27 protein-coding genes and 1 pseudogene are annotated in these 24,316 nt (G+C 56.1%); 15 read left to right on the plus strand and 13 right to left on the minus strand.

What is annotated here, in order from left to right:
* Positions 1–16 precede the first annotated feature (16 nt).
* Complete coding sequence (groES, locus tag LINBF2_RS01465) at positions 17–304, minus strand: co-chaperone GroES (RefSeq protein ID WP_108283341.1); 288 nt, start codon at positions 302–304, stop codon at positions 17–19.
* 267 nt (positions 305–571) lie between these two features.
* On the opposite strand from groES, the gene LINBF2_RS01470 reads away from it, so the two are divergent.
* Positions 572–934 (plus strand): hypothetical protein, encoded by a 363-nt coding sequence (locus LINBF2_RS01470; RefSeq protein WP_281889864.1) that lies wholly within the window; start codon positions 572–574, stop codon positions 932–934.
* 15 nt (positions 935–949) lie between these two features.
* Positions 950–1,756, plus strand: a complete 807-nt coding sequence (locus LINBF2_RS01475; protein WP_281889866.1) for a DUF2145 domain-containing protein — start codon at positions 950–952, stop codon at positions 1,754–1,756.
* Positions 1,757–1,796: 40 nt separating this feature from the next.
* Here LINBF2_RS01475 and LINBF2_RS01480 read toward each other — a convergent pair whose 3' ends face one another.
* On the minus strand, positions 1,797–2,180 hold the full coding sequence (locus LINBF2_RS01480) for a hypothetical protein (RefSeq protein ID WP_281889868.1): 384 nt from the start codon (positions 2,178–2,180) through the stop codon (positions 1,797–1,799).
* 263 nt (positions 2,181–2,443) lie between these two features.
* Here LINBF2_RS01480 and LINBF2_RS01485 point away from each other — a divergent pair, with 263 nt between their 5' ends.
* Complete coding sequence (locus LINBF2_RS01485) at positions 2,444–2,941, plus strand: outer membrane beta-barrel protein (RefSeq protein ID WP_281889870.1); 498 nt, start codon at positions 2,444–2,446, stop codon at positions 2,939–2,941.
* A 72-nt stretch (positions 2,942–3,013) separates the two neighbouring features.
* Here LINBF2_RS01485 and LINBF2_RS01490 read toward each other — a convergent pair whose 3' ends face one another.
* Positions 3,014–4,936 (minus strand): lytic transglycosylase domain-containing protein, encoded by a 1,923-nt coding sequence (locus LINBF2_RS01490; RefSeq protein WP_281891258.1) that lies wholly within the window; start codon positions 4,934–4,936, stop codon positions 3,014–3,016.
* 133 nt (positions 4,937–5,069) lie between these two features.
* On the opposite strand from LINBF2_RS01490, the gene LINBF2_RS01495 reads away from it, so the two are divergent.
* Entirely contained in the window at positions 5,070–5,645 is a 576-nt protein-coding gene (locus LINBF2_RS01495; protein ID WP_281889872.1) for a 5-formyltetrahydrofolate cyclo-ligase, read from the plus strand.
* Between the two features lie 21 nt (positions 5,646–5,666).
* Here LINBF2_RS01495 and LINBF2_RS01500 read toward each other — a convergent pair whose 3' ends face one another.
* Positions 5,667–6,557, minus strand: a complete 891-nt coding sequence (locus LINBF2_RS01500; protein ID WP_281889874.1) for a DUF6279 family lipoprotein — start codon at positions 6,555–6,557, stop codon at positions 5,667–5,669.
* Between LINBF2_RS01500 and glmU the strand changes: the two genes are divergently transcribed.
* A complete protein-coding gene (gene glmU / locus LINBF2_RS01505; RefSeq protein ID WP_281891259.1) occupies positions 6,556–7,953 on the plus strand; it encodes a bifunctional UDP-N-acetylglucosamine diphosphorylase/glucosamine-1-phosphate N-acetyltransferase GlmU in 1,398 nt (465 codons plus the stop codon). The genes LINBF2_RS01500 and glmU overlap by 2 nt on opposite strands.
* Positions 7,954–7,982: 29 nt before the next feature.
* On the opposite strand, the gene LINBF2_RS01510 is transcribed toward glmU, so the two are convergent.
* Positions 7,983–8,474, minus strand: a complete 492-nt coding sequence (locus LINBF2_RS01510) for an Lrp/AsnC family transcriptional regulator (protein ID WP_281889876.1) — start codon at positions 8,472–8,474, stop codon at positions 7,983–7,985.
* A gap of 135 nt (positions 8,475–8,609) precedes the next feature.
* Here LINBF2_RS01510 and glmS point away from each other — a divergent pair, with 135 nt between their 5' ends.
* The 3 genes from glmS to LINBF2_RS01525 all read left to right on the plus strand — a co-directional run bounded on the left by glmS (position 8,610) and on the right by LINBF2_RS01525 (position 12,227).
* Positions 8,610–10,529, plus strand: coding sequence for a glutamine--fructose-6-phosphate transaminase (isomerizing) (glmS, locus tag LINBF2_RS01515; RefSeq protein WP_281889878.1), 1,920 nt, complete (start codon positions 8,610–8,612; stop codon positions 10,527–10,529).
* A 64-nt stretch (positions 10,530–10,593) separates the two neighbouring features.
* Complete coding sequence (locus tag LINBF2_RS01520; protein WP_104796627.1) at positions 10,594–11,922, plus strand: HipA domain-containing protein; 1,329 nt, start codon at positions 10,594–10,596, stop codon at positions 11,920–11,922.
* 8 nt (positions 11,923–11,930) lie between these two features.
* Complete coding sequence (locus tag LINBF2_RS01525; protein ID WP_104796626.1) at positions 11,931–12,227, plus strand: transcriptional regulator; 297 nt, start codon at positions 11,931–11,933, stop codon at positions 12,225–12,227.
* Positions 12,228–12,230: 3 nt separating this feature from the next.
* Here the strand turns inward: LINBF2_RS01525 and LINBF2_RS01530 are convergent, their stop codons facing one another.
* Positions 12,231–12,902 carry a cupin domain-containing protein gene (locus LINBF2_RS01530; RefSeq protein ID WP_281889881.1) on the minus strand — a complete coding sequence of 224 codons (672 nt, stop codon included), beginning with the start codon at positions 12,900–12,902 and terminating at the stop codon, positions 12,231–12,233.
* 93 nt (positions 12,903–12,995) lie between these two features.
* On the opposite strand from LINBF2_RS01530, the gene LINBF2_RS01535 reads away from it, so the two are divergent.
* Entirely contained in the window at positions 12,996–13,427 is a 432-nt protein-coding gene (locus LINBF2_RS01535) for an SET domain-containing protein-lysine N-methyltransferase (RefSeq protein WP_255416342.1), read from the plus strand.
* 13 nt (positions 13,428–13,440) lie between these two features.
* The gene (locus tag LINBF2_RS01540; protein WP_281889885.1) at positions 13,441–13,824 is read left to right on the plus strand and encodes a hypothetical protein; all 384 of its coding nucleotides are present in this window, start codon (positions 13,441–13,443) and stop codon (positions 13,822–13,824) included.
* On the opposite strand, the gene LINBF2_RS01545 is transcribed toward LINBF2_RS01540, so the two are convergent.
* Both LINBF2_RS01545 and LINBF2_RS01550 read right to left on the minus strand, forming a co-directional pair.
* A complete protein-coding gene (locus tag LINBF2_RS01545) occupies positions 13,821–14,219 on the minus strand; it encodes a YkgJ family cysteine cluster protein (protein ID WP_281889887.1) in 399 nt (132 codons plus the stop codon). The two genes, LINBF2_RS01540 and LINBF2_RS01545, sit on opposite strands and share 4 nt — an antisense overlap.
* Positions 14,216–15,175 carry a class I SAM-dependent methyltransferase gene (locus LINBF2_RS01550; RefSeq protein ID WP_281889889.1) on the minus strand — a complete coding sequence of 320 codons (960 nt, stop codon included), beginning with the start codon at positions 15,173–15,175 and terminating at the stop codon, positions 14,216–14,218. The genes LINBF2_RS01545 and LINBF2_RS01550 overlap by 4 nt, the downstream gene beginning before the upstream one ends.
* A 126-nt stretch (positions 15,176–15,301) precedes the next feature.
* On the opposite strand from LINBF2_RS01550, the pseudogene LINBF2_RS01555 reads away from it, so the two are divergent.
* The 3 genes and pseudogenes from LINBF2_RS01555 to LINBF2_RS01565 form a co-directional block, all read left to right on the plus strand.
* A pseudogene (locus tag LINBF2_RS01555) lies at positions 15,302–16,579 on the plus strand (malic enzyme-like NAD(P)-binding protein); the annotation flags it as partial.
* Positions 16,580–16,589: 10 nt separating this feature from the next.
* The gene (locus LINBF2_RS01560) at positions 16,590–16,811 is read left to right on the plus strand and encodes an HNH endonuclease signature motif containing protein (protein ID WP_281889890.1); all 222 of its coding nucleotides are present in this window, start codon (positions 16,590–16,592) and stop codon (positions 16,809–16,811) included.
* Positions 16,811–17,701, plus strand: coding sequence for a DMT family transporter (locus tag LINBF2_RS01565; protein ID WP_281889892.1), 891 nt, complete (start codon positions 16,811–16,813; stop codon positions 17,699–17,701). Before LINBF2_RS01560 ends, LINBF2_RS01565 begins: the two co-directional genes overlap by 1 nt.
* Before the next feature lie 14 nt (positions 17,702–17,715).
* Here LINBF2_RS01565 and LINBF2_RS01570 read toward each other — a convergent pair whose 3' ends face one another.
* Both LINBF2_RS01570 and LINBF2_RS01575 read right to left on the minus strand, forming a co-directional pair.
* Positions 17,716–18,306, minus strand: coding sequence for a lipocalin family protein (locus tag LINBF2_RS01570; RefSeq protein WP_348773712.1), 591 nt, complete (start codon positions 18,304–18,306; stop codon positions 17,716–17,718).
* Between the two features lie 21 nt (positions 18,307–18,327).
* The gene (locus LINBF2_RS01575; RefSeq protein ID WP_104796618.1) at positions 18,328–18,888 is read right to left on the minus strand and encodes a YggT family protein; all 561 of its coding nucleotides are present in this window, start codon (positions 18,886–18,888) and stop codon (positions 18,328–18,330) included.
* A 57-nt stretch (positions 18,889–18,945) separates the two neighbouring features.
* Here LINBF2_RS01575 and LINBF2_RS01580 point away from each other — a divergent pair, with 57 nt between their 5' ends.
* Both LINBF2_RS01580 and queC read left to right on the plus strand, forming a co-directional pair.
* A complete protein-coding gene (locus tag LINBF2_RS01580; RefSeq protein ID WP_281889895.1) occupies positions 18,946–19,533 on the plus strand; it encodes a TIGR00645 family protein in 588 nt (195 codons plus the stop codon).
* Between the two features lie 34 nt (positions 19,534–19,567).
* Positions 19,568–20,281, plus strand: a complete 714-nt coding sequence (queC, locus tag LINBF2_RS01585) for a 7-cyano-7-deazaguanine synthase QueC (protein WP_281891261.1) — start codon at positions 19,568–19,570, stop codon at positions 20,279–20,281.
* Between the two features lie 59 nt (positions 20,282–20,340).
* Here queC and LINBF2_RS01590 read toward each other — a convergent pair whose 3' ends face one another.
* Genes LINBF2_RS01590 through gspF form a run of 3 tightly spaced genes read right to left on the minus strand, consistent with a single transcriptional unit; the run spans position 20,341 to position 24,302 of the window.
* Positions 20,341–22,176, minus strand: a complete 1,836-nt coding sequence (locus LINBF2_RS01590; protein WP_281889896.1) for an ABC transporter ATP-binding protein/permease — start codon at positions 22,174–22,176, stop codon at positions 20,341–20,343.
* A 5-nt stretch (positions 22,177–22,181) separates the two neighbouring features.
* Positions 22,182–23,084, minus strand: a complete 903-nt coding sequence (locus tag LINBF2_RS01595; protein ID WP_108283319.1) for a 5'-nucleotidase — start codon at positions 23,082–23,084, stop codon at positions 22,182–22,184.
* A gap of 3 nt (positions 23,085–23,087) precedes the next feature.
* Complete coding sequence (gene gspF, locus LINBF2_RS01600; RefSeq protein WP_281889899.1) at positions 23,088–24,302, minus strand: type II secretion system inner membrane protein GspF; 1,215 nt, start codon at positions 24,300–24,302, stop codon at positions 23,088–23,090.
* Positions 24,303–24,316 lie beyond the last annotated feature (14 nt).

The following is a 24,316-nucleotide window of genomic DNA, read 5'->3' on the forward strand; positions in this document are numbered from 1 at the left end:
TTCTGAATCGGTGAACTTATTCGACGACGGCGAAGAGGTCTTCTTCTTTCATCACCAACAGTTCGTCACCAGCCACCTTGACGGTTTGGCCGCTGTACTTGCCGAACAACACGCGGTCGCCGACTTTGACGGTCAAAGCTTTGACGTCGCCTTTGTCGTTGGTCTTGCCTGGGCCGACGGCCAAGACTTCACCTTGATCTGGCTTTTCAGCAGCTGAGTCAGGAATCACGATGCCTGAGGCAGTTTTTGTTTCGCTGTCGATACGTTTCACGATCACGCGGTCGCCGAGAGGACGAAGTTTCATTGCATCTCCAAATAAGAGCTAAGGGTTTGAAAGCAAAGCGCCCAGACAGTCTGGACGCCGGTAAAGCCACTGGTTGGGCGCTGTTAGCACTCCCAACCATTGAGTGCTAATTTTAGGTCATCTGGGTGGATTTCAAGGGCTGGTAAACCGAATGCGATATGGAAATAAATCAGTAAGTATTTATTTTGTAAGAAATTGGTGTTAAATTTTAGCTTTTAATCCGAAGGCACTATGCATTAATGGTGCTGAGCAGGTAAAGGAGCTTGTATGAGTTTGTTGAAATATCAAATCCCAGTTTTGGCTATGTTTGTGTTCGGTTCCGCGTGCGTGTGTGCCCAAAGCGGAAATGCACGCAAGGCGATAAATGAGTCTGGTCAAGCAAGTACAAACGCCGTCAATAGTGCTGGCCACGGTATCTTGGCTTCAGGTCAAGTGACTTCAGCAGTAGTTGCTGTTCCACTGTCTGTAGGCGGTGCAGTTTTAGGTACGGCTGCATCTGTTGCCAATGGCATGGCTAACGCTGCTTTAAATGCTGCAGCAGAACCGATTGGTCGGCCACTGCCAGTGACAGATCATGTGATTACGACAATGCCACCAAGTGAGGCATTGACTAAAGAACGAGTCAATTAATTGAAGGCTGTCACTATGAAGTTATTTACACGTGTCGGATTTTCAATTTGCTTAATCTTCTTTTGTGCAACTGCTGTTTTTGCGCAAGGCTTTAGTTCAAGCAGCTCTGCTGCGACAGAAGTGGCGCATTTCAAGCCAGAGCAAATTGTCAAATTTGCTAAAAAAGTTGAGCGCACGCTTGGCGCTACGGGAGCTCGTGTTGCGATTATTGCGAGGATGGGGAGGCCTGCTTCAGAGCTGCCCGAGGGGATGCATTTCACACATGTTGCCTTGGCTGTTTATTCCGAAATTACAGCCGCCAATGGTGAAAAAATGCGTGGTTATGCTATTCACAATTTGTACCAGCAAGATGGCCAGCCTGATGTCAGTGATCTTGTTCAGGATTACCCGGTAGATTTTTTTGCTGGCGTTGCAACATTGGAGTCGGGTTTGATCATTCCATCACCTGAATTGCAGGCTAGGTTGCTCAATGTCATTTCTTCTCCGACGTATAAGCAGCTGCATCAACGTGACTATTCGGTTATCGCTAATCCATATAGCTTAGGCCGTCAAAACTGTACGGAGTTTGTTTTGGATGTGGTGAATGCAGCGATCTACCAAACCAGCGATATCTCTGTCATCAAGGTAAATACAAAAGCCTATTTTGTTGCCCAGCCTGTGAAGGTGAGTCCATTTAAGTTGATGCTCGGGTCTATGTTTAGTGCCGAGGTGTCAACGGCAGATCACTTGGGACAGCCTGTGACTGCAACGTTTGAGCGGATTGCTGATTACTTACAGAAATACGATCAAGGCTCGATGGTCAAAACAATTTATCCAGATTGAATTCACATAACCCCAAAAAAGCGCCCTTGAGGCGCTTTTTTTATTCGCTGCGGGTTTGCGCGCAACGGATGTCGGCCATGACGCGGTAGTCGGTCAAGGCGCTGTCCCACATGCGGGCTTCGCGCTCGGCTTTGAGCCAAGCCACGCATTGGCGCTTGCAGTATTTGCCGAAGCCAGCCAAGCCCACCAGAACCGCCGTCCACAAAATGACCCAAGCGCCCAGTTCTTGACCTTCTGGTGAGGCATCGACGATGTCGTAGATGGAGGCGATCAAGCTCAAGGCGCCAAACATCAATAAGGCTGCTGCATAGGTGCTTTCTTGTTGCAGGCGTTGGATAGCGGCCTTGACCGATGTGTAAGCGCGCTCAAAGCGGGCAACGCCGGGGTGGCTGGTGGTGTAGCTGAGGTTGACGAATGCGGTCATATGAGGTCCTTAAATGTCTTTGTCAGACTGAAGTAAGGATGAATTATAGGGTTAACCCTAAACCATCTCAGGATTGAGGCTTTAATTTTGGGTAAGTCAAGAATAAAGCTGTGTGTAACTAACAATGTTTAATAAAAATCTAAAAATGAAGGGTTTACACTCTATTTGTAACTCTAAATATGTATTTTTAGTTTCTGGCTTGTATTTTATGAGCTAATTTTTGTACTTGGCACTTTGCCAGATTTTGAAATTGAAGGATGTTTATGAAAACGATCAGCCGCGTGTTGGTTTCTCTCGTCTTGGTGGCTACGGCCGGTATCGCTAGCGCTCAAACTGCAGCAAAAGACTTCTATGTTGAAGGTGGTTTGTTGGGTCTGAAATTTAAAGCTAACAATACGGTTGACACGCCAAAGTTGGCCCGTTTCATTGTTGGTAAAGAGATCAGCGCTAATTTGGCAGTTGAGGCCATGGGTGCGTTCACTGTTGAAAAAGCAGATGGCTTGTCTGCCAACGAGTTAGGTGTGTTTGCCAAACCTAAAATGCTGGTTGCCAAAGATACGAACGCATTTATTCGCGTTGGCGCTGCACGTACGGGTGCTGGCGGTTCAGGTAGCGGTCATATCACTCGTGCTGCATATGGCTTCGGTGTAGAAACACAATTGACCAAAGATGTTTACGGTCAAATCGACTACATGCACTACGCTAAAAGTGGTGATTTGAATGTGCGCGGTTTCACCGTTTCTGTCGGTACTCGCTTCTAAATCAAGCTAGGCCAACAAAAACGCCTTGCAATGCAAGGCGTTTTTTTATGTCTGCAGAAAAAGATCAAAGCATCAAGGCAGCTCTAAGTTTTCTGCGGGGGCTGTGGCATCACGTGGCCCGACCAACCCAAGTTTGGCTTTGAGCGACTGCGGCTGGCCAGTGATGAGCGCGGCGTAGTTGGTGGTGTTGGACAGCACTTTTTTCACATAGTCGCGCGTTTCGTTGAAGGGCACGTTCTCAGCCCAAATGGCACCTTCCAATACGGGGCCGGTGCCATCGTTGGGCGCACGCCAGCGGCGTGAGCGGCTTGGGCCTGCGTTGTACGCGCCAGCAGCCAAGGGCATGGAGCCTTCAAAGCTGTCGAGCACCAGTTTCAAGTAGCCGGTGCCGATGGCGATGTTGGTGTCGCGGTCGCTGATTTGGTCGGGTGTGAAGCCAGTCAAGCCGATTTTGCGAGCCGTCCACTTGGCGGTGGCGGGCATGACTTGCATGAGGCCCGAGGCACCCACGTGTGAACGTGCGTCGGTGACGAAGCGGCTTTCTTGGCGAATCAAACCGTACACATAGGCGGGGTCGAGGTTGATGGTTTTGGCGCGGGCAATGACTGCGTCTTTGTGCGGCATAGGAAAGCGTTGCTCAAAGTCGACGACGGCACGTGTGCGCTCGCTGGTGTTGATGCATCGGTCCCACACTTGGTTGTCGCAGGCGACTTGGGCCGCGGCCAACAACTCGCGGTCGCTCATCATGCCGGCTTTGCCTTGGGCATCCACCAGATTGGTGGCGTAGTTCCATTCGCGTACACCTTCAGAGCGCAAGCCTATGCCGATGGCGTAGAGCGCGCGTTGCAGCGATGGGTTGCGGCGGGCCGCATCCATTTCTTCGGCGGTAGGTGCTGGTGGGCGCGCGGGGGCGGTCACTTTGCGGCCCAGTTCTTCGAGGGCGAGTTGCTCGTAAAAACCGCGTACGCCTGCAATGCTTTCCAACATCGCATTGGCTTCTTGCTGAATTTGTGATGTGACTTTTTTGCGGGCCAGCAAAGCGCGTGCGTACCAATAAATCCAGGTGGGGTCTTTGCGTGCCTCAGCGCTCATGGCGTTGATGGCGTTTTCGACCACGGGCCATTTGGGCGTGTTGCCAGCGCGCAAAGCCGCACGCACTTTCCAGCTCAACATGTCGTCGTTGAGGTCTTTGTCGTGTGCCACGCGGGCGAAGTGTGTGAGCGCGTCGTCATCCAAGCGCATGGCGGATTGACGGCCAATCACGCCCCAAACCCAATGGCGCTCTTCGGTGGTGAGGTAAGGCTGCCACTTGTTGCGCATCAGTTTGTCGGCTTTGTCGGCATCACTGGTGGCTACTTTGATGATGGCCATGACCACCAACTCTTGGCGCACTTTCTGAGGCGCAGCAATGTGCTTGGCCAAAAACTTTTCAGCGTTATTGATGGCTTCTGGCACTACGTTGGCAGCATCGGGGGCGACGATTTGTACGGCGTTGCGTGCGGTGCGTGGGCGGTTGTGCTCCACCATCAATCGGGCTTTGCGCCAAATGTCGAGCGCGGTGAATTGCTTGGTGAAGTACAGACGGTCAGCGGCCAAGGTGCAGCCGTCGTCGGCCTCTTTCATGCCCATCCAGTTTTTGCGTACCTCGTCGGCAATGGATGCGCTGGCTTGTGGGCCTTTTTCCAGCAGCTCCACCGTCAAGAAGTAGCAGCGCAGTTCGCGGTCATCGCGCATGCGGTAGTGGGGATGCTCGTCGCTGAGCGTGGTCCAGTCGCGGCGTTGGCCCAAGAGCAGCAGCCAGTCGTTGCGCAAGCGGTCCTCTTGGTAAGTGGCGGGGTAGCGGGTAAAGAAGGCGCGCACTTCTTGTGAAGATGCTTCGTCTAAGCGTGCTTTGAGTTCCCAATACGCAGCCCAAGGCTCGAGCGGGTGGCCTTTGGCTTGGGGCAGCAGGGCGCTCAGGCGCTTGCGGTCGCCGCGCTTGAAGGCTTGGGCCATGTCGGTGATGACCGTATCGGCCTGCGCGTTGTTGGCCGAGGGCGCGGCTAAGCTGGGTTGAACGGCACCAAACGCAAGGAAAACGCTGGCAAACAATGACACAATGACTCGAAATTTCATGGCTTGATTATCTGTGGACAAAAAAACCTTGCGCCAGCAGCTCATTGAAGAGCGTTTGAACATGCCCGATAGGCTGGAACGGGCCGACATGTTGCAGCGCGTGATGCGCATTTGGTTGTTCAACCGACCCGACACGGTGATTGGTGCTTATTGGCCCATCAAGGGCGAGTTTGACCCCCTGCCTGCCTTGCACCGCTGGAAAGAAGACGGCGAGCTGTCAGACCAGCCCCAGCGCAGGCGCATTGGTTTGCCTGTGATCGACAAGGCGCACAAAACACTCACCTTCCACGCGTGGTACCCCGGCTGCCCGATGGAAGAAGATGCCTACGGCATTCCCAAACCCAAAGACACCGAAGTGATCGTGCCCACCTTGTTGTTTGTGCCTTGCGTGGGCTATGGGCCGGGTGGTTTCCGCCTAGGCTATGGCGGTGGTTTTTATGACCGCACCTTGGCCACTTTGCAACCTAAACCGTTCACGGCGGGCTTGGGCTTTACCAATGGGTTTTTGCCAGACCTGATGCCCGAAGCGCATGACATGCCGCTGGACGCGCTGCTCAATGACAACGGGGTGGTTTGGCCGATGGGCTAAGCCTCATTTGGCTTAGGGCGCTTACTTTTGCGCCATCAAAACTTTGAAATCAGCTTCGTAGCCACGCAGTGCTTCCAGCATGCGCTGGCGTTGAGCTGGCGTGGTGCTGTTGTGCAGCTTGGCAAAGCCTTCGCAGTTCTCGTTCCACAGTTCGCGGTTGTAGGTGCGGTAGCGCTCGTTGGGGGAGTTCAAGCTGCGCTCAGTCAAGCCGCGTAACAAAGCTTGTGCTTGCGCAGTGGCGCTGCCCTCTTGCATCGTGCGTTGCAAGGTTTGCAGCGTGTCGGCTTGACGGCGTTCACGCTCGGCGTGGCTGAGCTTGGGGTCAAAGATGGATTCAACCAACCACTTGTGCAGCACTTCGCGCTGCGGCTTGTCTAAGCGGCCATAAAAATCTTCCAGGCGGTTGGTGGCTTGCTTGGTGCGAAAACGCAAGCGGTCTTCGGCGTTCGGGTCAAGCCAATCCTCTTTCCAAGTTTTGTTGGTCTTGTCAAAGCGTTGGCGGATGTTGCGCAGCTGTTCGGGCTTGAGCTGCGTGGCCAGCTTCGCGTTGGCGGGCTCTACAAAGCGCAGCAGGGTGACAAAGCTGCTTTTCATATCTTCGGTCACTGCACACACTTGCGCGGGCGTGATGTCATTCGGCGCCATGGCTTGCATGCGTTTGAGCAAGGCCACGTATTCGGGCAGCTGTTGGTGGCGATGCCAGCGTTGCAAATCGGTCAGTGTGTCGCGGGTGAATTGCTTTTGCTCGCCTTGAAAATCGGCATAGCTGTCTAACCACCAATAAATCAGATCGTCGCTTTGGTTATAGACCAGCTTGATGGTGCTGCAACCGTTCAAACCCACGAGTGCCGCCAGTGCAAAACCAAAAGAGGCATGGCGGATAATTCTCTGCAAGATAAGGATGAATGACATGAAGGCTTTGGATGTGGTGATCATGGCTGCCGGCAAAGGCACCCGAATGAAGAGCAGTATGCCTAAGGTTTTGCACCGTTTGGCGGGCAAGGCTTTGGTGCAGCACGTGATTGACACCGCACGCACGCTGAAGGCGCGCCACACCATCGTCATCACTGGTCATGGCGCAGAGCAAGTCGAACCCGCTTTGTTGGCCGCCAACGCCGCAGACAACTTGCAATTCGCCCGCCAAATGCCACAACTCGGCACTGGCCATGCTGTGCAGCAAGCCGTGCCTTTGTTGGCCGATGACGGCGTGGTGGTGGTGCTGTCGGGCGATGTGCCTTTGACGCAAGCGGACACACTGCAAGCCTTGCTCGACTTGTGCGACGGCAAACAACTGGCACTCCTCACCATCGACTTTGCAGACCCCACAGGCTACGGCCGAATCGTGCGCAGCCCCAGCGGCCAAGTGCATGCCATCGTGGAGCACAAAGATGCCAACGACGAACAACGCGCGATCAACGAGGTGTACAGCGGCATCATGGCCGTGCCCGCCAAGTTGCTCAAGCCATGGCTGGCGCGCTTGGACAACAACAACGCGCAACAAGAGTTTTATCTGACCGATGTGGTCAAGTTCGCCGAGGCCGATGGTGTGTCCGTGGTGGCTCACAAAATTAGCGATGCCGCGCAAGTGGCGGGCGTCAACAGCCCCACACAACTGGCCGAGCTAGAGCGCGCGTTTCAACTGCGTCAAGCCCATGCCTTCATGGCCGACGGCGTGCGCATCATCGACCCCGCACGCTTTGATGTGCGCGGCCATTTGAGCTGCGCGCAAGACGTTGAGATTGATGTGAACTGCATCTTCCAAGGCTGCGTGTCGTTAGGCCAAGGCGTGAAGATTGGCGCGAACTGCGTCATTGCCAACTGCACCATCGAAGCGGGCGCAGTGATTCACCCCTTCACCCACATCGACGGCGAAAAACTGGGCGTGACGGTGGGCGAGGGCGCATTGATTGGCCCATTCGCCCGCTTGCGCCCTGGCGCACAACTGGCAGCCGAGGTGCACATTGGCAACTTTGTGGAAGTCAAAAACTCAACGATGGCCAAAGGATCAAAGGCCAACCACTTGGCCTACTTGGGCGACGCCACGGTGGGCGAGCGCGTCAACTACGGCGCAGGCAGCATCACCGCCAACTACGACGGGGCTAACAAGCACCGCACCGTCATCGAAGCCGATGTGCATGTGGGCAGTAACTGCGTGTTGGTGGCGCCCGTCACCATTGGCGCCGGCGGCACAGTGGGCGGTGGCTCGACGATTACCAAGAGTACCGAAGCAGGTGCGCTGAGTGTGGCGCGGGGTAAGCAAATCAGCATTGCCAACTACAAGCGACCTGAGAAAAAGCCGAAGGCTTAAAACGAAAAAGGCAGCCTAGGCTGCCTTTTTTATTCGTTGCGCAGCACCGGCCAAGTGCTGGTGAACTTCGCCCGCTTGGTCGCAAAAAACGCTTTCACATTTCGCACATTCGCATCTTGCGTGAGCAGTCGTTGCGTGATGGCCAGATAGTCGGGCATGTCTGCCGCTTGCACCACCAACACAAAGTCAGGCCCGGGCGACACGCGCCAACATTGCTGCACGGCGTCGTCGGCCACGGCGCGTTGCTCGAAGGCGTCTAGGTGCTCTGCGCCTTGCGCGTCTAGCGTTACCTCCACCAAAGCGGTCAGGCCGTGCCCTAGTGCTTCGCCCAACTTGTCGGAGCTCAGCACCGCGATTTGTCGCTCTATCCAGCCCTCATCTGTCAGCCGCTTGACGCGGCGCAGGCAGGTGGGCGGCGAAATTTTGAAGCGCTCAGCCAAGGACACGTTGCTGAGTGTGGCGTCGTGCTGCAGGGCGTCGAGCAGCTTGAGATCGGTCTCGTTTAGAAATTCTTGTTTCATAAATATCATTTAATTGAAATTAAATTTCAAATTAAGTTAATGATGGAATTTTCGTTCAAATTTTAGAAAAAATAAACAAGAAATTTCTTTTAAGGCTGCTTAATATCTAGGCAACCCAATTTAGGAGTGCTCTTTATGTGTGGCATCGTCGGCGCCGTTTCTACCCGCAACATCGTTCCCATCCTCGTGCAAGGCTTGCAGCGGCTGGAATACCGTGGCTATGACTCTTGCGGCGTGGCGGTGCATTCGGCCAGCTTGGGCGCCAAGCAGGGCGGCTTGCAGCGTGCGCGCAGCACGGCACGCGTGTCCGAGCTGATGGACCAAGTCAAGGCTGATCACATCGAAGGCGGCATTGGCATTGCGCACACACGCTGGGCCACGCACGGTGCGCCTGCGGTACACAACGCGCATCCCCACTTCAGCCACGGCACAGGTGCTGGCGCGGGTGTGTACACAGGCGATGTGCCTAACAAGGTGGGCCGCGTGGCGCTGGTGCACAACGGCATCATCGAAAACCACGACGAGCTGCGCGCTGCATTGCAAGCCAAGGGCTACGAGTTCTTGAGCCAGACCGACACCGAGGTCATCGCCCACTTGGTGGACAGCCTCTACAACGGCGATTTGTTTGATGCGGTCAAAGCCGCCATCGTGCAGCTGCACGGCGCATACGCCATTGCGGTGTTCCACAAAGACGAACCGCACCGCGTCATCGGCGCGCGCGCTGGCTCGCCGCTCATCTTGGGCGTGGGCAAAGAGCACAGCGAAACTTTCTTGGCCAGCGATGCCATGGCCTTGGCTGGCGTGACCGACCAAATCGTCTACCTCGAAGAGGGCGATGTGGTGGACATTCAAATCGGCAAATACTGGGTGCAAGACCGCAACCACAAAGCTGTGACACGCGAAGTCAAAACCGTGCAGGCGCACAGCGGCGCAGCCGAGTTGGGCCCTTATCGCCATTACATGCAAAAAGAAATCTTCGAGCAGCCGCGCGCCATTGCCGACACGCTCGAAGGCATTGAGGGCATTACGCCTGAATTGTTCGATGGCGTCGGCGATAACGGTGAAACGATCGCAAGCGCTCATCGCGTGTTTCAAGCCGTGGACAACGTGCTCATCCTCGCCTGCGGCACCAGCTACTACAGCGGCTGCGTGGCCAAGTATTGGATTGAAGCCATTGCCAAAATCCCTTGCCAAGTGGAAATTGCCAGCGAGTACCGCTACCGCGAATCGGTGCCCAACCCCAACAGCTTGGTGGTCACCATCAGCCAGTCGGGCGAGACGGCCGATACCTTGGCCGCACTGCGCCACGCGCAAGGCTTGGGCATGATTAATACGCTCACCATTTGCAACGTGTCTACCAGCGCCATGGTGCGCGAGTGCAAGCTGGCCTATGTCACGCGTGCGGGTGCAGAGATTGGCGTGGCTTCCACCAAAGCCTTCACCACACAGTTGGCCGGTTTGTTCTTACTCACCTTAGCTTTGGCGCAAACCAAAGGCCGTTTGAGCGACGAGCAAGAAGCCGCGCACATCAAAGACATGCGCCACTTGCCCGCCGCTTTGCAAGCCGTGCTGGCGCTGGAGCCGCAGCTCATCGCTTGGTCGCAAGAATTTGCCAGCAAAGAAAACGCTTTGTTCTTGGGCCGTGGCACGCATTACCCCATCGCGCTCGAAGGCGCTTTGAAGCTCAAAGAAATCACCTACATCCACGCTGAGGCCTATGCCGCTGGCGAGCTAAAGCACGGCCCCTTGGCCTTGGTCACCAGCGCCATGCCGGTGGTGACGGTGGCGCCTAACGACGCCTTGCTGGAAAAGCTCAAGAGCAACATGCAAGAAGTGCGCGCCCGTGGCGGCGTGTTGTACGTGTTGGCCGATGGCGACACGAAGATTGAAAGCAGCGAAGGCGTGAACGTCATTCGCATGCCCGAACACTATGGCGTGCTTTCACCCATCTTGCATGTGGTGCCGTTGCAGTTGCTGAGCTATCACACGGCGTGTGCGCGGGGGACGGATGTGGACAAGCCGCGTAATTTAGCAAAGAGCGTCACTGTTGAATAAAAGCACGGAAAACTGTACGATCAATACTTGATTTATTGGTTAATATATGTAAAATTTCGTGCATATGAATGACATATGCACACTCCAATTGCACGCCCAAGGCACATGGCACGACGTTGCCACTGTCCGCCTGAGTGGCGATGTGGCGGATGGGTGGAAGGCCAAAACCTATTCTGGTTATGCGATGGACTGGGCGTTTGCTCACGCAGGTGCCACAGATGCACACGCACTCTGCGCTGGTTGGTCTGTCGGGCTTGAGCCTTTGCAGCTCAACCATTGGCCCGTGTTCTTGATTGACATGCTGCCGCAAGGCTTTGGCCGGCAAGAGTTGTTGCAACGCATCGGGCTGTCGCCTACCGCTGGTGTGCCTGCCGATTGGCAGTTGCTGATGGCTGGCGCTGGTAACCCGATTGGTCATTTGCGGGTCAAAGAGGCCGCCCAATGGCTTGACGCGCATGCGGGTGCCACGCGCGGCTTTACCGACCAAGAGGTGGCGCAGCGCGGCGACGAGTTTTCTGAATACCTCGCCTCGTATGGTTTGTTTGTGGCGGGTTCTTCGGGTGTGCAAGGCGAGTGGCCCAAGGTGTTGCTGACCCGAGCCAAAGATGGCTTGCTGTACCTCGACCACACCCTGCCAGATGAGCAGGCCGTGCAGCACTACATCGTCAAGTTTGGACGCGGCACAGACAGGCAGTTGGCCAGCATCCTGCGACATGAGGCGTCTTACATGACACTGGCACAGCAGTTGGGTTTGCGTGTGCATGCGCCGTTGGTGTTGCGCGAGCGGGCATTGTTCATCCCTCGTTTTGACCGTGTCATGCAAGGTGACCAAGTGCAGCGTTTGGCGCAAGAAAGTATTGCCACGCTGACCGGTATGCCCGGCTTCGAGTCTGTGCCCACGCATGACCAAGTGTGTGTGGCACTGCTGCGTCATTGCACCGATCCACAAGCGGAAGTGCTGGAGTACATCAAGCGTGATGTGGTGAATTTGGCTTTGGGTAACAAAGACAACCACGCACGCAACACCGCTGTGCAACGGAATTTCAATGGGCATATTGCCCTCACGCCCTTGTACGATTTCGCGCCCATGTATCTGCACCCCGATGGCATTGCGCGGCGCATTCGTTGGGAAGGTAACGATGGCGGACAACCCAATTGGGGGCGTGTGCTAGACCGGGTGTGCGAGTTGGGCGAGCAAGTCCAGCGCGGGCAGCGAAAAAAAGTCCCACCGTTGGTACAACGTGCGCCATTGGTCGAAGGACTCAAGGCCATGGTGCCCGCGCTAGAGCACATCGCGGCTGTTGGCGACGCCATGGGGCTAGAGCCGCAAGTGTTTAGGCATCTGCGCCCATACGTGTCGGCGCGTGCCACAGAGCTGACAGCATTGGTTTAAGAACGCGCATGGATAAACGTTTCAACACACTCACCTTGGCGCAGCAGCTTGATCTGCGCCAACAAGCCATCGACGATGTACTGGCTCACCCCGAATGGTCGCTACCGCAGGCCGTTCGCCATCTGAAAAAGACCATGCGTATCACCACCGCCGAGATGGCCAAATTGTCTGGCGTGGCATACCGAACCATGCAAGACATTGAGCAAGAGCGCAGCGATGGCAGTGTGCAAACCATGAACCGCATTTTTGGCATGCTGGGCCTCAAGCTCAGCGTGGCAAGGATTGCCCGAGATGACCAGGTTTGAAACCTATGCGGTCAGTGGGTCATCCAAATGCCCCGTCTTCACATAAATCAGCGCACCCTCTGACTGCGTGAACGGTGCATGACGGCTGTAGCGTGGGCTGCGAATCCATGTGCCTTGTGGGTATGTGCCGTGTTCGTCATGAAACACGCCTTTGAGCACCAAAATTTCTTCGCCGCCCGGATGCACATGCGGGTTGAATTGCGTGTTGGGCGCCCAGCGTACAAGCGCTGTACCAACGCCGTCAAAGTCATGCAGTGGCATCACCGATAGGCCTGCCACAAGCCCCGGGTACCAAGGCGCGGTGCGGGTGTCGATTTGCACGGGTGTTGCATCGGCGGGGTGGAACTGCCGCAGCTTGACAAACAAGGTGCAGCCCTGTGTTGAGAATGGTGTGTGCGTGCTGCCTGGTGGGTTGCGCAGGTAAGTGCCAGCAGGGTAGTGGCCGTGCTCGTCAGAAAAGATGCCGTCTAGCACCAGTATTTCTTCGCCGCCACCATGGGTGTGTGCGCTGTAGCCTGAGCCTGCTGCATATCGAACAATGCTGCTGGCTCTGGCCACTTCATCGCCTACTCGGTCCAGCGGTTGTCGTTCAACGCCAGCCATGGGGGACGGTTCCCAAGCCAGCGCATAGGTGTCCATCACGGCTTTGAGGGTGAAATCGGCGTTGACGTTCATGGCAGTTTTCTAAAATGGATTGGCTACCATGAGCATAGCGCGAGCACCTGCAAACCGTTGTGGCGCTTCGTAATAACCAGATAAGGGAATCCATTGAAGATCGAAGTGTTGACGTCGCGCGTGCACGGCAAAGGCGTGTTCGCCCTGAGCCCCATGGCCGCAGGCGAAACCGTCATCGAATACGTGGGCGAGATCATTTCCATGGCCGAGGCCTTGCGCCGCCACCCGCATGACCCGAGCAACCCCGAGCACACGTTTTACTTTCACATCGACGATGCACGCGTGATTGACGGCCTATACGGCGGCAATGCTTCGCGCTGGATCAACCACTCATGCCGCCCCAACTGCGAGCCAGTTGAATTGAAGGGACGTGTGTTTATCAAAACACGTCGCCAAATATGGCGCGGTGAAGAGTTGACGTTCAACTATGGGCTGGTAAGTGACGAGCCAATGACTGACGAACTCAAAGCCAAATACGCCTGTCGCTGCGGGGCTAAGAAGTGCAAAGGCACAATGCTGGCCTAAGCAAACAATCAACATGATGAACCAAATGACAGACGCGCAAGCGCAATGGGACAAGGCTTGCAAAACCTTGGACGAAGAGTTTCAACTCAGCGCCAGTGAATTGCCCACGATTGAAACCGCCAAGGCTTTGTTTTTGCAACTGGTGGGGCGCCGTGAAATTTCTCAAGAAGCAGCCAATGCGTTGATGTTCAGTTTGTATTTCTCGGGCTACCTCAGCATGTTGGTGGCGTTCAAGCAGCAGGCGCCAGACTTTGAAGTGCCCGACTATCTGAACACCCACCCTGTGCTCGAGGCGTCTAACCGTTGGGCGCAGCAGGCAGTAGACGGGCATTTGCTGTTGCAGCTGGCGCAGCCCATCATCCGCGACACGCAAGACTTGTTGGATGCGTTGAATTAAGCGCGCACAGCGCCATAGGGGCAGTAGCCAGGCCGAGGCCCCACTTGCGGATGTAGCCTGCAGGTGTTGGGCCTTTTTTCATACACGGTGCAACGGCGTGTTTTGGCATCCAAGTTTTGGCAGTCGCCATTGGCGCGACGCGACAGGGTGAAGATGCTGTTCTTGAAATTGAAGTGCTCGATCACGCCCATTTTTTGCAAGCGCTTGGCAATTTGTTTGGGCTCTTCGTGTTCAGCTTCAAACGGGTCGACCAGCTCTAAGCGAACCAAGTCTGGCAATTTCACTTCCACCGGCATGGTGCAGCAGTTGGCCGCACAGGTGCTGCACAGGCCGTTGCGATAGCGGGTCCAGGTGTCGCAGTTGTCGACGTTGACGATGGCGATGTGAGACCTCATGCAGCGTTCTCCACTGATGCAGGCAGAGCGGGCATTTGATAAGCCAACACTTTGAGCGACCGTTCAGGTGATACATCGGCAAACGCCGCAGGGTTGGCCACACGTTCGACAAAGTTCAACTCAGGCGCGAGCTCTTGCATCTGGTCTTGCAAAAAGTCCAGGCCCAGCTCTGGCGCGTTCAAGCACAACAGCGCGTAGCCGCCAGGGGCCAGCAGTTCAGGCAAACGGCGCATGAGTTTGGCGTAGTCTTTGGTTGCGATGAAGCTGCCTTTTTGGTAGCTGGGTGGGTCGACGATGACAAGTCCATAAGGACCGCTGCGCGTGATCTTGCCCCACGTTTTGAAGATGTCGTGCATCAAAAAAGTGGCACCTGTGCTGATGCCGTTCAGCGGATGGTTTTGTTGGCCAATCGCCATCGCGCCGTGGCTCATGTCCACGTTCACCACTTGCTTGGCTCCCGCTTGCAGGGCCACCACTGAGAAGGCGCAGGTGTAGGCAAACAGGTTGAGCACTTTCAGGCGCGGCTGGTCAGCGCCGTAGTTGTGCACCAACGTGCGCACCCATTCGCGGCCTTGGGCCATGTCGAGAAACAACCCATGGTTTTGGCCCTTGAGCACATGCACGCGAAAGCTCGCACCGTTCTCTGTCACCACATGTGGGTCAGGCACCGTGCCGCTCATCAAGCGGGTTTCAAGGTGACCTTCAGCGCGGCATTGAAACACCCAGTTGAGTGGCTGATCGGTCGCAATCTGCGCCCAGCGTGTCGACAGCGCGACACCGATCGTGGCGAGTTCGTCGTCGCTCACCGCTTGAAAACTGGTCAACACCAGCACTGGGGGAAAAGCGTCTAACGCCCATTGCTCGCAGCCCGGATGCAAGCCACCTCGGCCGTGGAAGATGCGTTGTGCATCGTTGGGCATGGCCATGTTGGCAATGGCGTTGAGCAGGGCTTGCATGTGGAACTTTGCGGAGCAGATGTAAACAGAAGGGGGTAAGTGTATGTATTTGCCCGTTCAGGCTTTAAGGAAAGGTGCGCGCGTTAGGATATGAGCCCCTTTTGAAAAATACAGTTCGGACATCTCATGACCCCAGCAGAACAAGAATTACGCACCGCCGCACTTGAATATCACCGCTCGCCCACCAAGGGCAAGATTCGCGTGGAGCCCACTCATCCGCTGGACAACCAGCACGACTTGAGCTTGGCCTATTCACCTGGCGTGGCGTATCCCTGCTTGGAGATCGAAAAAGACCCGCAAATGTCTTACGAATACACCAGCCGTGGCAACTTGGTCGGCGTCATCACCAACGGCACAGCGGTGTTGGGCTTGGGTGATATCGGCGCATTGGCCGGTAAGCCTGTGATGGAAGGCAAGGGTTGCTTGTTCAAAAAGTTCTCAGGCATTGACGTGTTTGACATCGAACTCGACGAACACGATGCCGACAAATTGGTCGACATCATCGCCGCCATGGAGCCCACCTTTGGTGGCATCAACCTCGAAGACATCAAAGCCCCCGAGTGCTTCTACATCGAGAAAAAACTCCGCGAGCGCATGAGTATCCCCGTGTTCCACGACGACCAACACGGCACCGCCATCATCTCTGCAGCCGCCATGCTGAACGGCCTAGAGTTGGCGGGCAAAGACATTGCCAACATCAAAGTGGCCGTGTCGGGTGCAGGCGCTGCGGCCTTGGCTTGCTTGGATGTGTTTGTGGGCTTGGGTGTCAAGACATCCAACATCTATGTATGCGACTCCAAAGGCGTGATCTATGAAGGCCGCCCTGGTGGCTACGACGAGTCCAAAGCCCGCTTCGCACAAAAGACTGAATTGCGTACTTTGGCCGATGCGGTCAATGGTGCCGATGTGTTCTTGGGCTGCTCTGCGCCCGGTGTGTTGACACAAGACATGGTCAAGACTATGGCTGACAAGCCACTCATCTTGGCCTTGGCCAACCCCGAGCCAGAAATTCGCCCCGAGTTGGCCAAAGCCGTGCGTCCCGATTGCATCATCGCCACGGGTCGTTCTGACTATCCCAACCAAGTGAACAACGTGTTGTGCTTCCCGTACATCTTCCGTGGCGCTTTGGATTGCGGCGCAACCAAGATCACCGAAGAGATGAAGATTGCCTGTGTGCGCGAAATCGCTGACTTGGCTAAGTTGGAAGTGACCGCCGAAGTGCAAGCCGCTTACCCCGGTTTGGATTTGACGTTTGGTGTGGACAACATCATTCCTAAGCCATTCGACACACGCCTCATCCAGCGCATCGCGCCTGCGGTGGCACGTGCGGCGGAAGCCTCGGGTGTGGCCAAGCGTCCCATCAAAGACTTTGACGCTTACGCCAAGACCTTGACCGCTTGGGTCAAGTAACACCTTGAGTCGGCTCAAGCTCACCCGCGACAAGATTTATAAAACGGTATCGCGCCAGTTGCATGGCGTGGTGCCGTGTTGGGTCTGCGGGGAGCATGTGGCGCACGTTGACGCCACGCTAGAGCACATTCAGCCGCTGAGCGAAGGCGGCAACAGCCATCAAGAAAACTTGGCCATCAGCCACGACCGCTGCAACAACTTGCGGCACGCGAAAACCAAGTACTGATGCCACATCAAAAAAAGCACACCGCGTGGATGGGCATTTGTTTGTTGCTGGTCGCCGTTCTGTGCTTTGCAGCGCTGGACACCACCAGCAAGCGGGTGACCACAGAAGTGCCGTTGCTCATGGCGGTGTGGGCGCGTTATTTTTTTCAGGCTTTGCTCACCACAGGCGTGGTGTTGCCGATCAAAGGCTTGGACGTCTTTAAAACCAAAAATCCGCGTCAACACATCACGCGGGGTGTGTTGCTGGTCTCTGTCACGGGCTTGGCTTTTGCGAGCTTGCAGTTCATGCCTGTGGGTGAATTCACGGCCATTGTGATGACGGTGCCTTTGTTGGTCACTCTGCTGGCCACGCGCATGTTGGGCGAGCATGTGTCCACGCAGCGCGTGATCTTGGTGTGCGCGGGCTTCATTGGCACGCTCATCATCGTGCGGCCCGGCACGCAGGTGTTTGGTTGGCCGTTGCTCATTCCGCTTGCCTTGGTCATTGTGAACTCGGCATTTCAATTGCTGACCAGCAAGATGGCGCGCACCGAAGACGCGATGACCACCCAGTTTTACACCACGTGGGTCGGTACTGCGATGGCCTCCGTGCCGCTCTATTGGTTCTGGGTGCCTGTGACCGACACGCAGGTGTTGCTGGAATTGGTGTTCATGGGCGTGTCTGGCTGCATTGGCCATTTCTTGCTGATCTTGGCGTTTGAGCGTTCGCCCGCCGGTACCTTGATGCCCTATATGTATGCGCAAATTGCGTTTGCCATGTTGGGCGATTGGTTGGTCTTTGGCCACGTACCAGACCATGGGTCGCTGCTGGGGATTGCTTTGATCGCCTTGAGTGGTATCGCTGGAGGCCTGCTCACCGTGTACGAGATTCGTCAAAAAACCCAGGGCTAACGCACGCAGTTTCTTTAGCGTGTGGCGGGCGACTGAGGTGTGCGTTCGAGTTTGTGCACCTCAAAGTATTGAGCCTTCAGGCGGTTGATCAGCGCTGCATAAGTTTTTGCATCGACCTGCGGTGTGCGCGACAACACCCACAGGTATTCGCGCTTGCTGTCGCTCACGGCGGCCAGTTGGTAGTCGGCATCGAGGTCAATCACCCAATAGTCGCCCCACACCTGTGGCAGCCAACTCAGCCAGGCGGGCGCAAAACGCACTTGCAATTGAGGCGATGAGGCCGCACCCACTTGAATGGCTTTGCCCAAAGCGTCAATGGTGCTGCCGTCAGCCGTGGCACAGCTGTTGAGCACTTGCAGCGAGCCATCGGTTTGCGCCAAGTACTGCGCGCGCGTGTTGGCCACACACTTGGCTTGGAAGCGGTTGGGGAATTTGGCAATCTCATACCAAGTGCCCATGTAACGCGGCACGTCCAGCGCGGCGATGGTGGTTACCGCTGGCAATACAGCTGGCGTAGCGGCGCTTTGTGCGGCCACTTTGAAAGAGGCCAGTTGCAAGGTGGCGGCGGCTAAACCAATCACCAGCCATGGACGTTTGAGCAACATGCAAGCCTCTTTCGGATGCGTTTAAAAAGCCACCTGTGCACGCAAGCCGTGCAGCACGATTTCAGCAATTTGAATCAACAGCAACAGCGCGATGGGTGACAAGTCCACCCCGCCCATCTGTGGCAGCACGCGGCGAATCGGGATGAGCAGTGGCTCGATCAATTGCGCCAACAGGTAACGAATTTCAGCGGCCGCGCTGAACCATGACATGAGTGCGTAGCCAATCACCATCCACATCAGGCTCGACAACATCACGCTCAGCAACTCAAAACCCGCGTTGACAAACAAACCCAGCCAGTCAGACGTGGCGCCCGCCACGATCCACAGCAGCGAGTGTTTGGCCAACAGCACCGCATAAGCAGCCACCAGACTCGCCGTGTCTAGGCGACCCAGTGCTGGCACGTAACGGCGCACAGGCAACACGATCCAATTGGATATGGCGAACACAAAGGGTGCCAGTGGGCTACCGCCGCTGCGCGACAAGCTGATGCCCATCAAGTGCATGTACATGCGCAGCAAACAGGTGCCAGCCACTAGGCCAACGGCGAAGTGCAGAACTAAGGAGAAAATTTGTATAAGCATGGTCAGAGTTTAGGCGGGCTCAGGCAAAATTTGGGCTTCCACTCCAGATTGTTCTGTATGAAACAAACCCCTGCACTGCCCCGTTTTATTTTTGCCAGCCGCTGGTTGCAGCTGCCTTTGTATTTGGGCCTCATTGCTGCGCAAGGCGTGTATGTGTTTCACTTTTGGGTCGAGTTGGTGCATTTGATTGAGGCTGCGTTTGGCAGCCAAGCTGCGCTGGATGCCTTGGTCACCAGCATCGGCTACAAAAATGGCATGACCGTCACGCATCTGAGCGAGTCCATCACCATGCTGGTGGTGCTGGGTCTGATTGACGTGGTGATGATTTCTAACTTGCTCATCATGGTCATCGTGGGCGGCTATGAAACCTTTGTCTCGCGCATGTACCTCGAAAACCATCCGGATCAGCCTGAATGGTTGAGCCATGTGAACGCCTCGGTGTTGAAGGTCAAGCTGGGTATGGCCATCATTGGCATTTCATCCATCCATTTGCTCAAGACCTTCATCAATGCGGCCAACTACGACGAGAAGGTGTTGATGTGGCAAACCATCATCCACATTACCTTCTTGCTCAGCGCCTTGGCCATTGCGCTGACCGATAAGCTGTCGCACGCAACCCCATCTACATCTTCTTCGGCGCATTGATTGCGATTCATTGTTTATGCAAGCACGTCACCCCATCCACCGCAATGCTCTGGTTTTGTTCTCTGGCGGGCAAGACTCCACCACCTGTTTGGCGCATGCGCTTGCGCAATACGAGCGCGTGGAGACCTTGGCGTTTGACTACCGCCAGCGCCACTTGGTGGAGCTAGAAGCCCGCATTCAAGTGCTGGCGCAAATGCGCGAGCAGTTCCCACAATGGGCACACAAGTTGGGCGAAGACCATTTGCTCGACCTTGGTGTGTTGGGCCAAGTGAGCGAAACATCGCTCACACGCGACATGGCTTTCAAGATGGAAGCCTCAGGTTTGCCCAACACCTTTGTGCCGGGACGCAACCTGTTGTTCCTCACACTCGCCGCTGCATTGGCCTATCGCCGTGATTTGGATGTCATCGTCACCGGCGTGTGCGAAACCGATTTCTCTGGCTACCCCGATTGCCGCGACGACACCATGAAGGCCATGCAAATTGCCTTGTCGCTGGGCATGGACCGCCGCTTGTTGATTGAGACACCTTTGATGTGGATCGACAAAGCGCAGACCTGGCAGCTGGCCTTCGACCTTGGCCAAAAAGCCCATGCCGATGGTGGCCACCAGTTAGTGGACCTCATCGTGGAGCACACCCACACCTGCTACATGGGTGACCGCACGCATCGCCATGATTGGGGCTACGGCTGTGGCACCTGCCCTGCATGTGATTTGCGCGCTAAGGGCTGGGAGCGCTGGAAGTTCTAACCGTTTAGATGGCTTAGGGCGCTTCACAAAAAGCGTGTGCTCAGCGGCACACGCTTTTTTCATTCCGCAACAAGAATGAACTTGGCTGCGCTGCCTTCAGGCGCAGGCACAAACTGCCACACCGTGTCGTGGTAACTGGCCACGCTGGCACGGTGAGCGATAGACACCAAGCCACCGCCTTCTTCGCGCACCATGGTCAACAGCTTTTCGTACAGCGTTTTCTCGGCGGCTTCGTCGAGAGCGCTGGTGGCTTCGTCAGCAAACACCCAACGTGGGCGCTTCAGTAACACACGCGCCAAAGCCAAGCGTTGTTGCTCGCCGCCTGAGAGCTGTTGTGTCCAATAGCCTGCTACGTCTAGCTCGTTCACCAGGTGAGGCAGCAGTGCGTCGTACAGCGCGTTCTTCAAGGCTTCATCGGTGTAGTGCTCGGCGCTATCTGGATAAGCCAGCGCTTGACGCAAGGTGCCTTCGGGGAAGTAAGGGCGCTGCGGCATGAACACGCTTCGTTCGGGCAACACCACGGGGCCGTAGGTGATGGGCTCGCCACGGCGGTCGTGCGTGGGCGATGTCACATGCGGCCAAATGCCTGCCAACACGCGCAGCAAGGTGGATTTGCCGCAGCCCGATGGACCGCGAATCAACACGGTGTCGCCAGCAGCGGCGTTGAGCGATGTGTCGGCCAGCAACACCTCGCCATTGGGCAGCGAGATGGTGAGGGGTGTGGTGTGCAGGGCGTTGATGCCCGAGACAGCGCCGGTGAAAGACAGTGGCGTAGTGTCTGGCTCGGCTGCCTCATCCACTTTGACTGCCAGCATCTGATCTTGAAAACTCGTCAAACGCAGCGTGGTGGCTTGCCACGATGCCAAGCGGCTGTAGTTGCTGATGAACCAGCTGAGCGACTCTTGCACTTGACCAAATGCCGAAGAGATTTGCATCAACTCGCCCAACTGAATCGACCCGCTGAAATAGCGCGGTGAGGCCACCAACATGGGGAACACCACCGCCGCTTGGCCATAGCCCGAGTTGAACCAGGTGTAGCGTTTTTGCACGCGCAGCAAACGCATGAAGTTATCCAGCACCAGTGCAAAGCGCTCTTGCAGCGACAAGCGTTCCACGCGGCCTCCACGGTCAAGTGCAATGGCTTCGCTGTACTCGCGCACGCGCATCAGGTGGTGACGGAAATCGGCTTCAAGCCGCTGCTGCGTGAAGTTGAGTGACGCCATCGAGCGGCCAATGAAGTGACCGATCAAGCTGCCTGCTAACGCGTAGGCCAACGCCATCCAAACCATGAAGCCGGGGAGGTTGTAGGTCTCGCCCAGTACATCAAAACTAAAGCCGCCAGATAGGCCCCACAAGATGCCCACAAAGCTCAGCAGCGTGACCGATGCGTCGAGCAAGCCGAGTGACAAGCTGACCGTGTCAGCGGTGAACTGCTGCACATCTTCTTGAATCCGTTGGTCGGGGTTGTCTGTGCCGTTCTTGCTTTGTAATTCCAGTTGATAAAACACATGGCCTTTGAGCCAGCGTTGCAAGTAGTCGCGCGTCATCCACGCACGCCACCGCACTTGCAGTAGTTGCGTGAGGTAGAAGCGATACACCGCCACGATGATGAAACACGTGGCCAGCATGGCGAACACACCGAGCTGATGCCAAAACACAGCGGCGTCACGGTTTTGCAGTGCGTCATAAAACACGCGGTTCCAGTCGTTGAACAGAACCATCATGTAAACCATGCCGAGGTTCAAGCCCACGCAAGCGGCCAGCAACAAGCGGGCTCGCCATTTTTCTTCCGACTTGAAATAGGGCAGTGACAAAGCCCAGACACGGCTGAGTTGCAAGCGGCTTTTTTGCCAATTCGTTGCCACGTTGTTGGCAACGCTTCTGAATGCGTTCATGTTTTTTAGACTTCGGTGTTGCGCACGCCGCTGGCTACATGGCCTGCGGGCACGTGACGGGCGGCTGATTCGATGTGGCCGGTTTGGTCGTCAAAGAAAAAGTCGGGTTCAAACTCGCGCAAGAACTCGCCTTTTTCAAGGCCACCCAAGAACATGGCTTCATCCACTTCAATGTTCCAGTTCATCAGCGTGCGAATCGCACGTTCGTGCGCGGGCGCACTGCGCGCGGTGACCAGTGCGGTGCGAATGCGCATGTGCGGTGTGCCTGCTTGTTGCAGGCCTTGCAGGGCTAGCAGCAATGGTTTGAATGGGCCAGCGGGCAAAGGCTGTGCGGCATTGGTTTTTTCGTGCTGCTGAAACGCGTCCAAGCCTTGGGTTTGAAACACACGTTCTGCTTCGTCGCTGAACAACACCGCATCACCGTCAAAGGCGATGCGCACTTCGTGTGGGTTGGCTTCTGAGGCGTGGGCAGAGTGCGGGTACACCTGCGCGGCAGGCACACCCGCGTCTAGGGCCGAGCGCACATCTGACAAATGCGTAGACAAAAACAAGTTGGCGTTGAGCGGGCGCAAATAGCGCCAAGGCGATTGCCCGCGTGTGAAGCTGCCGCGCTGAATAGGCAGACCGTAGTGCTGCGCTGAGCGGAACACGCGCATGCCGCTGACGGGGTCATTGCGCGAAAGGATGACCACTTCCACGCGTTGCGCCTCAGAGGTGTTGAAGGCCAAGAGCTTTTGCACCAACGAGAAAGCGACGCCAGGCTTGGCCGGTGTTTCAAGGCGATCAAGCTGCAGGTTCATGTAGGCGCGGTCATCGCCTTGTTCGAAGACTTGGTTTTCTTCTTCGAAGTCAAACAGCGCTCGCGAGGAGATCGCTACAACCAATTTACCGTCGAGAGAAACACCCATGAATTACCTCACCCACTGATTGAGTTGAATGATGGGCAGCATGACCGCTAAAACAATCAGCATCACCATCGCACCCATTGCCACGATGAGCAAGGGCTCCAGAATTGTTGCCAGTTGCAAAGCGCGGCGCTGCACTTCTTCGCTCAGCTGTGCAGCTGCGCGTTGCAGCATGGTGGGCAGTGTGCCGGTCTGCTCGCCCAAGCGCGAGAACATCACCAACAAACGTGGAAAGCGTTTGTGCTGCGCAAGGGCCGATGCCAGCGGTGCGCCTTCACGCACCAGCACCAATGCGTCTTGCGCATCGCGCTTAAGCGCTGTGTTGCTGAGTGTGTCGGCTGCTGCTTGCAAGGCTTTCAAAATCGGCACACCTGCGGTGGCCAGCATGGCCAAGGTGCTGGCAAAGCGTGCAGCGTTGTAGCCACGGGCCAAGCGGCCAATCAACGGCAACTGCAACCACATGGCATCAAAACGCAAGCGCACATCGGCTTGTTTCAACGCCACATGGCCACCAGCGGATAACAAGGCAACCAGCACCAAGCCCCACAACCAAAAGTTTTGTACAAAGCTACTCAAGGCCAACATGAAGCTCGTGAGCGCGGGGAGTTGCTGCTGGTTGCTGCCAAACACCTGCGCCACTTGCGGCACGACATAGGCCAGCAAAAACAACACGATGACCAACGCCACCACACACACGATGGCGGGGTACAGACCTGCTGCCAACAACTTGCCGCGCAAGTTTTGCTGCTCTTGCAAATCGTCGGCCAAGCGTTCGAGTACCAGGCCTAAGTGGCCGCTTTGCTCTCCCGCGCCAATCACCGCGGTGAAGATGGCACTGAACTCACGCGGGTGCTGACTCAGCGCTTTGGCAAACGGTGCGCCCGCATTCACCTCGGTGCGCAGGGCAGACACCAAGTCGCGTTGGCGGGGCGTTTCTGCTTCGTCGCTCAACGCAGCCAATGCGCGTTCGAGTGGCAAGCCTGCGTTGACTAGGCCTGAGAGTTGACGCGTCCACACAGCCAATGCCGTGCTGCCAAACACTTTGCTTTCCCAAATGACGGTGTTCAAGCCGCTGCTGGTGCGCTGCACAGGTTTCACTTTGAGGGGCACCAAATCTTGCGCGCGCAACTGGCTGCGTGCGGTGCGCGCGGTATCGGCCTCGAGCACGCCACGGTGCGTTTGGCCTTGGGCGTCTAGGGCTTCAAACGAATAGGCGGGCATGGTGGATCGGGCTT

This window comes from Limnohabitans sp. TEGF004 (assembly GCF_027924965.1).
Taxonomy (GTDB): Bacteria; Pseudomonadota; Gammaproteobacteria; order Burkholderiales; family Burkholderiaceae_C; genus Limnohabitans.

Bases quoted from the DNA above. Each gene is read 5' to 3' on its own strand.
- groES (WP_108283341.1), bottom strand. From the start codon at position 304: ATGAAACTTCGTCCTCTCGGCGACCGCGTGATCGTGAAACGTATCGAC.
- LINBF2_RS01470 (WP_281889864.1), top strand. From the start codon at position 572: ATGAGTTTGTTGAAATATCAAATCCCAGTTTTGGCTATGTTTGTGTTC.
- LINBF2_RS01475 (WP_281889866.1), top strand. From the start codon at position 950: ATGAAGTTATTTACACGTGTCGGATTTTCAATTTGCTTAATCTTCTTT.
- LINBF2_RS01480 (WP_281889868.1), bottom strand. From the start codon at position 2,180: ATGACCGCATTCGTCAACCTCAGCTACACCACCAGCCACCCCGGCGTT.
- LINBF2_RS01485 (WP_281889870.1), top strand. From the start codon at position 2,444: ATGAAAACGATCAGCCGCGTGTTGGTTTCTCTCGTCTTGGTGGCTACG.
- LINBF2_RS01490 (WP_281891258.1), bottom strand. From the start codon at position 4,936: ATGGCCCAAGCCTTCAAGCGCGGCGACCGCAAGCGCCTGAGCGCCCTG.
- glmU (WP_281891259.1), top strand. From the start codon at position 6,556: ATGAAGGCTTTGGATGTGGTGATCATGGCTGCCGGCAAAGGCACCCGA.
- LINBF2_RS01500 (WP_281889874.1), bottom strand. From the start codon at position 6,557: ATGTCATTCATCCTTATCTTGCAGAGAATTATCCGCCATGCCTCTTTT.
- LINBF2_RS01510 (WP_281889876.1), bottom strand. From the start codon at position 8,474: ATGAAACAAGAATTTCTAAACGAGACCGATCTCAAGCTGCTCGACGCC.
- glmS (WP_281889878.1), top strand. From the start codon at position 8,610: ATGTGTGGCATCGTCGGCGCCGTTTCTACCCGCAACATCGTTCCCATC.
- LINBF2_RS01520 (WP_104796627.1), top strand. From the start codon at position 10,594: ATGAATGACATATGCACACTCCAATTGCACGCCCAAGGCACATGGCAC.
- LINBF2_RS01525 (WP_104796626.1), top strand. From the start codon at position 11,931: ATGGATAAACGTTTCAACACACTCACCTTGGCGCAGCAGCTTGATCTG.
- LINBF2_RS01530 (WP_281889881.1), bottom strand. From the start codon at position 12,902: ATGAACGTCAACGCCGATTTCACCCTCAAAGCCGTGATGGACACCTAT.
- LINBF2_RS01540 (WP_281889885.1), top strand. From the start codon at position 13,441: ATGATGAACCAAATGACAGACGCGCAAGCGCAATGGGACAAGGCTTGC.
- LINBF2_RS01545 (WP_281889887.1), bottom strand. From the start codon at position 14,219: ATGAGGTCTCACATCGCCATCGTCAACGTCGACAACTGCGACACCTGG.
- LINBF2_RS01550 (WP_281889889.1), bottom strand. From the start codon at position 15,175: ATGCAAGCCCTGCTCAACGCCATTGCCAACATGGCCATGCCCAACGAT.
- LINBF2_RS01565 (WP_281889892.1), top strand. From the start codon at position 16,811: ATGCCACATCAAAAAAAGCACACCGCGTGGATGGGCATTTGTTTGTTG.
- LINBF2_RS01570 (WP_348773712.1), bottom strand. From the start codon at position 18,306: ATGTTGCTCAAACGTCCATGGCTGGTGATTGGTTTAGCCGCCGCCACC.
- LINBF2_RS01575 (WP_104796618.1), bottom strand. From the start codon at position 18,888: ATGCTTATACAAATTTTCTCCTTAGTTCTGCACTTCGCCGTTGGCCTA.
- LINBF2_RS01580 (WP_281889895.1), top strand. From the start codon at position 18,946: ATGAAACAAACCCCTGCACTGCCCCGTTTTATTTTTGCCAGCCGCTGG.
- LINBF2_RS01590 (WP_281889896.1), bottom strand. From the start codon at position 22,176: ATGAACGCATTCAGAAGCGTTGCCAACAACGTGGCAACGAATTGGCAA.
- LINBF2_RS01595 (WP_108283319.1), bottom strand. From the start codon at position 23,084: ATGGGTGTTTCTCTCGACGGTAAATTGGTTGTAGCGATCTCCTCGCGA.
- gspF (WP_281889899.1), bottom strand. From the start codon at position 24,302: ATGCCCGCCTATTCGTTTGAAGCCCTAGACGCCCAAGGCCAAACGCAC.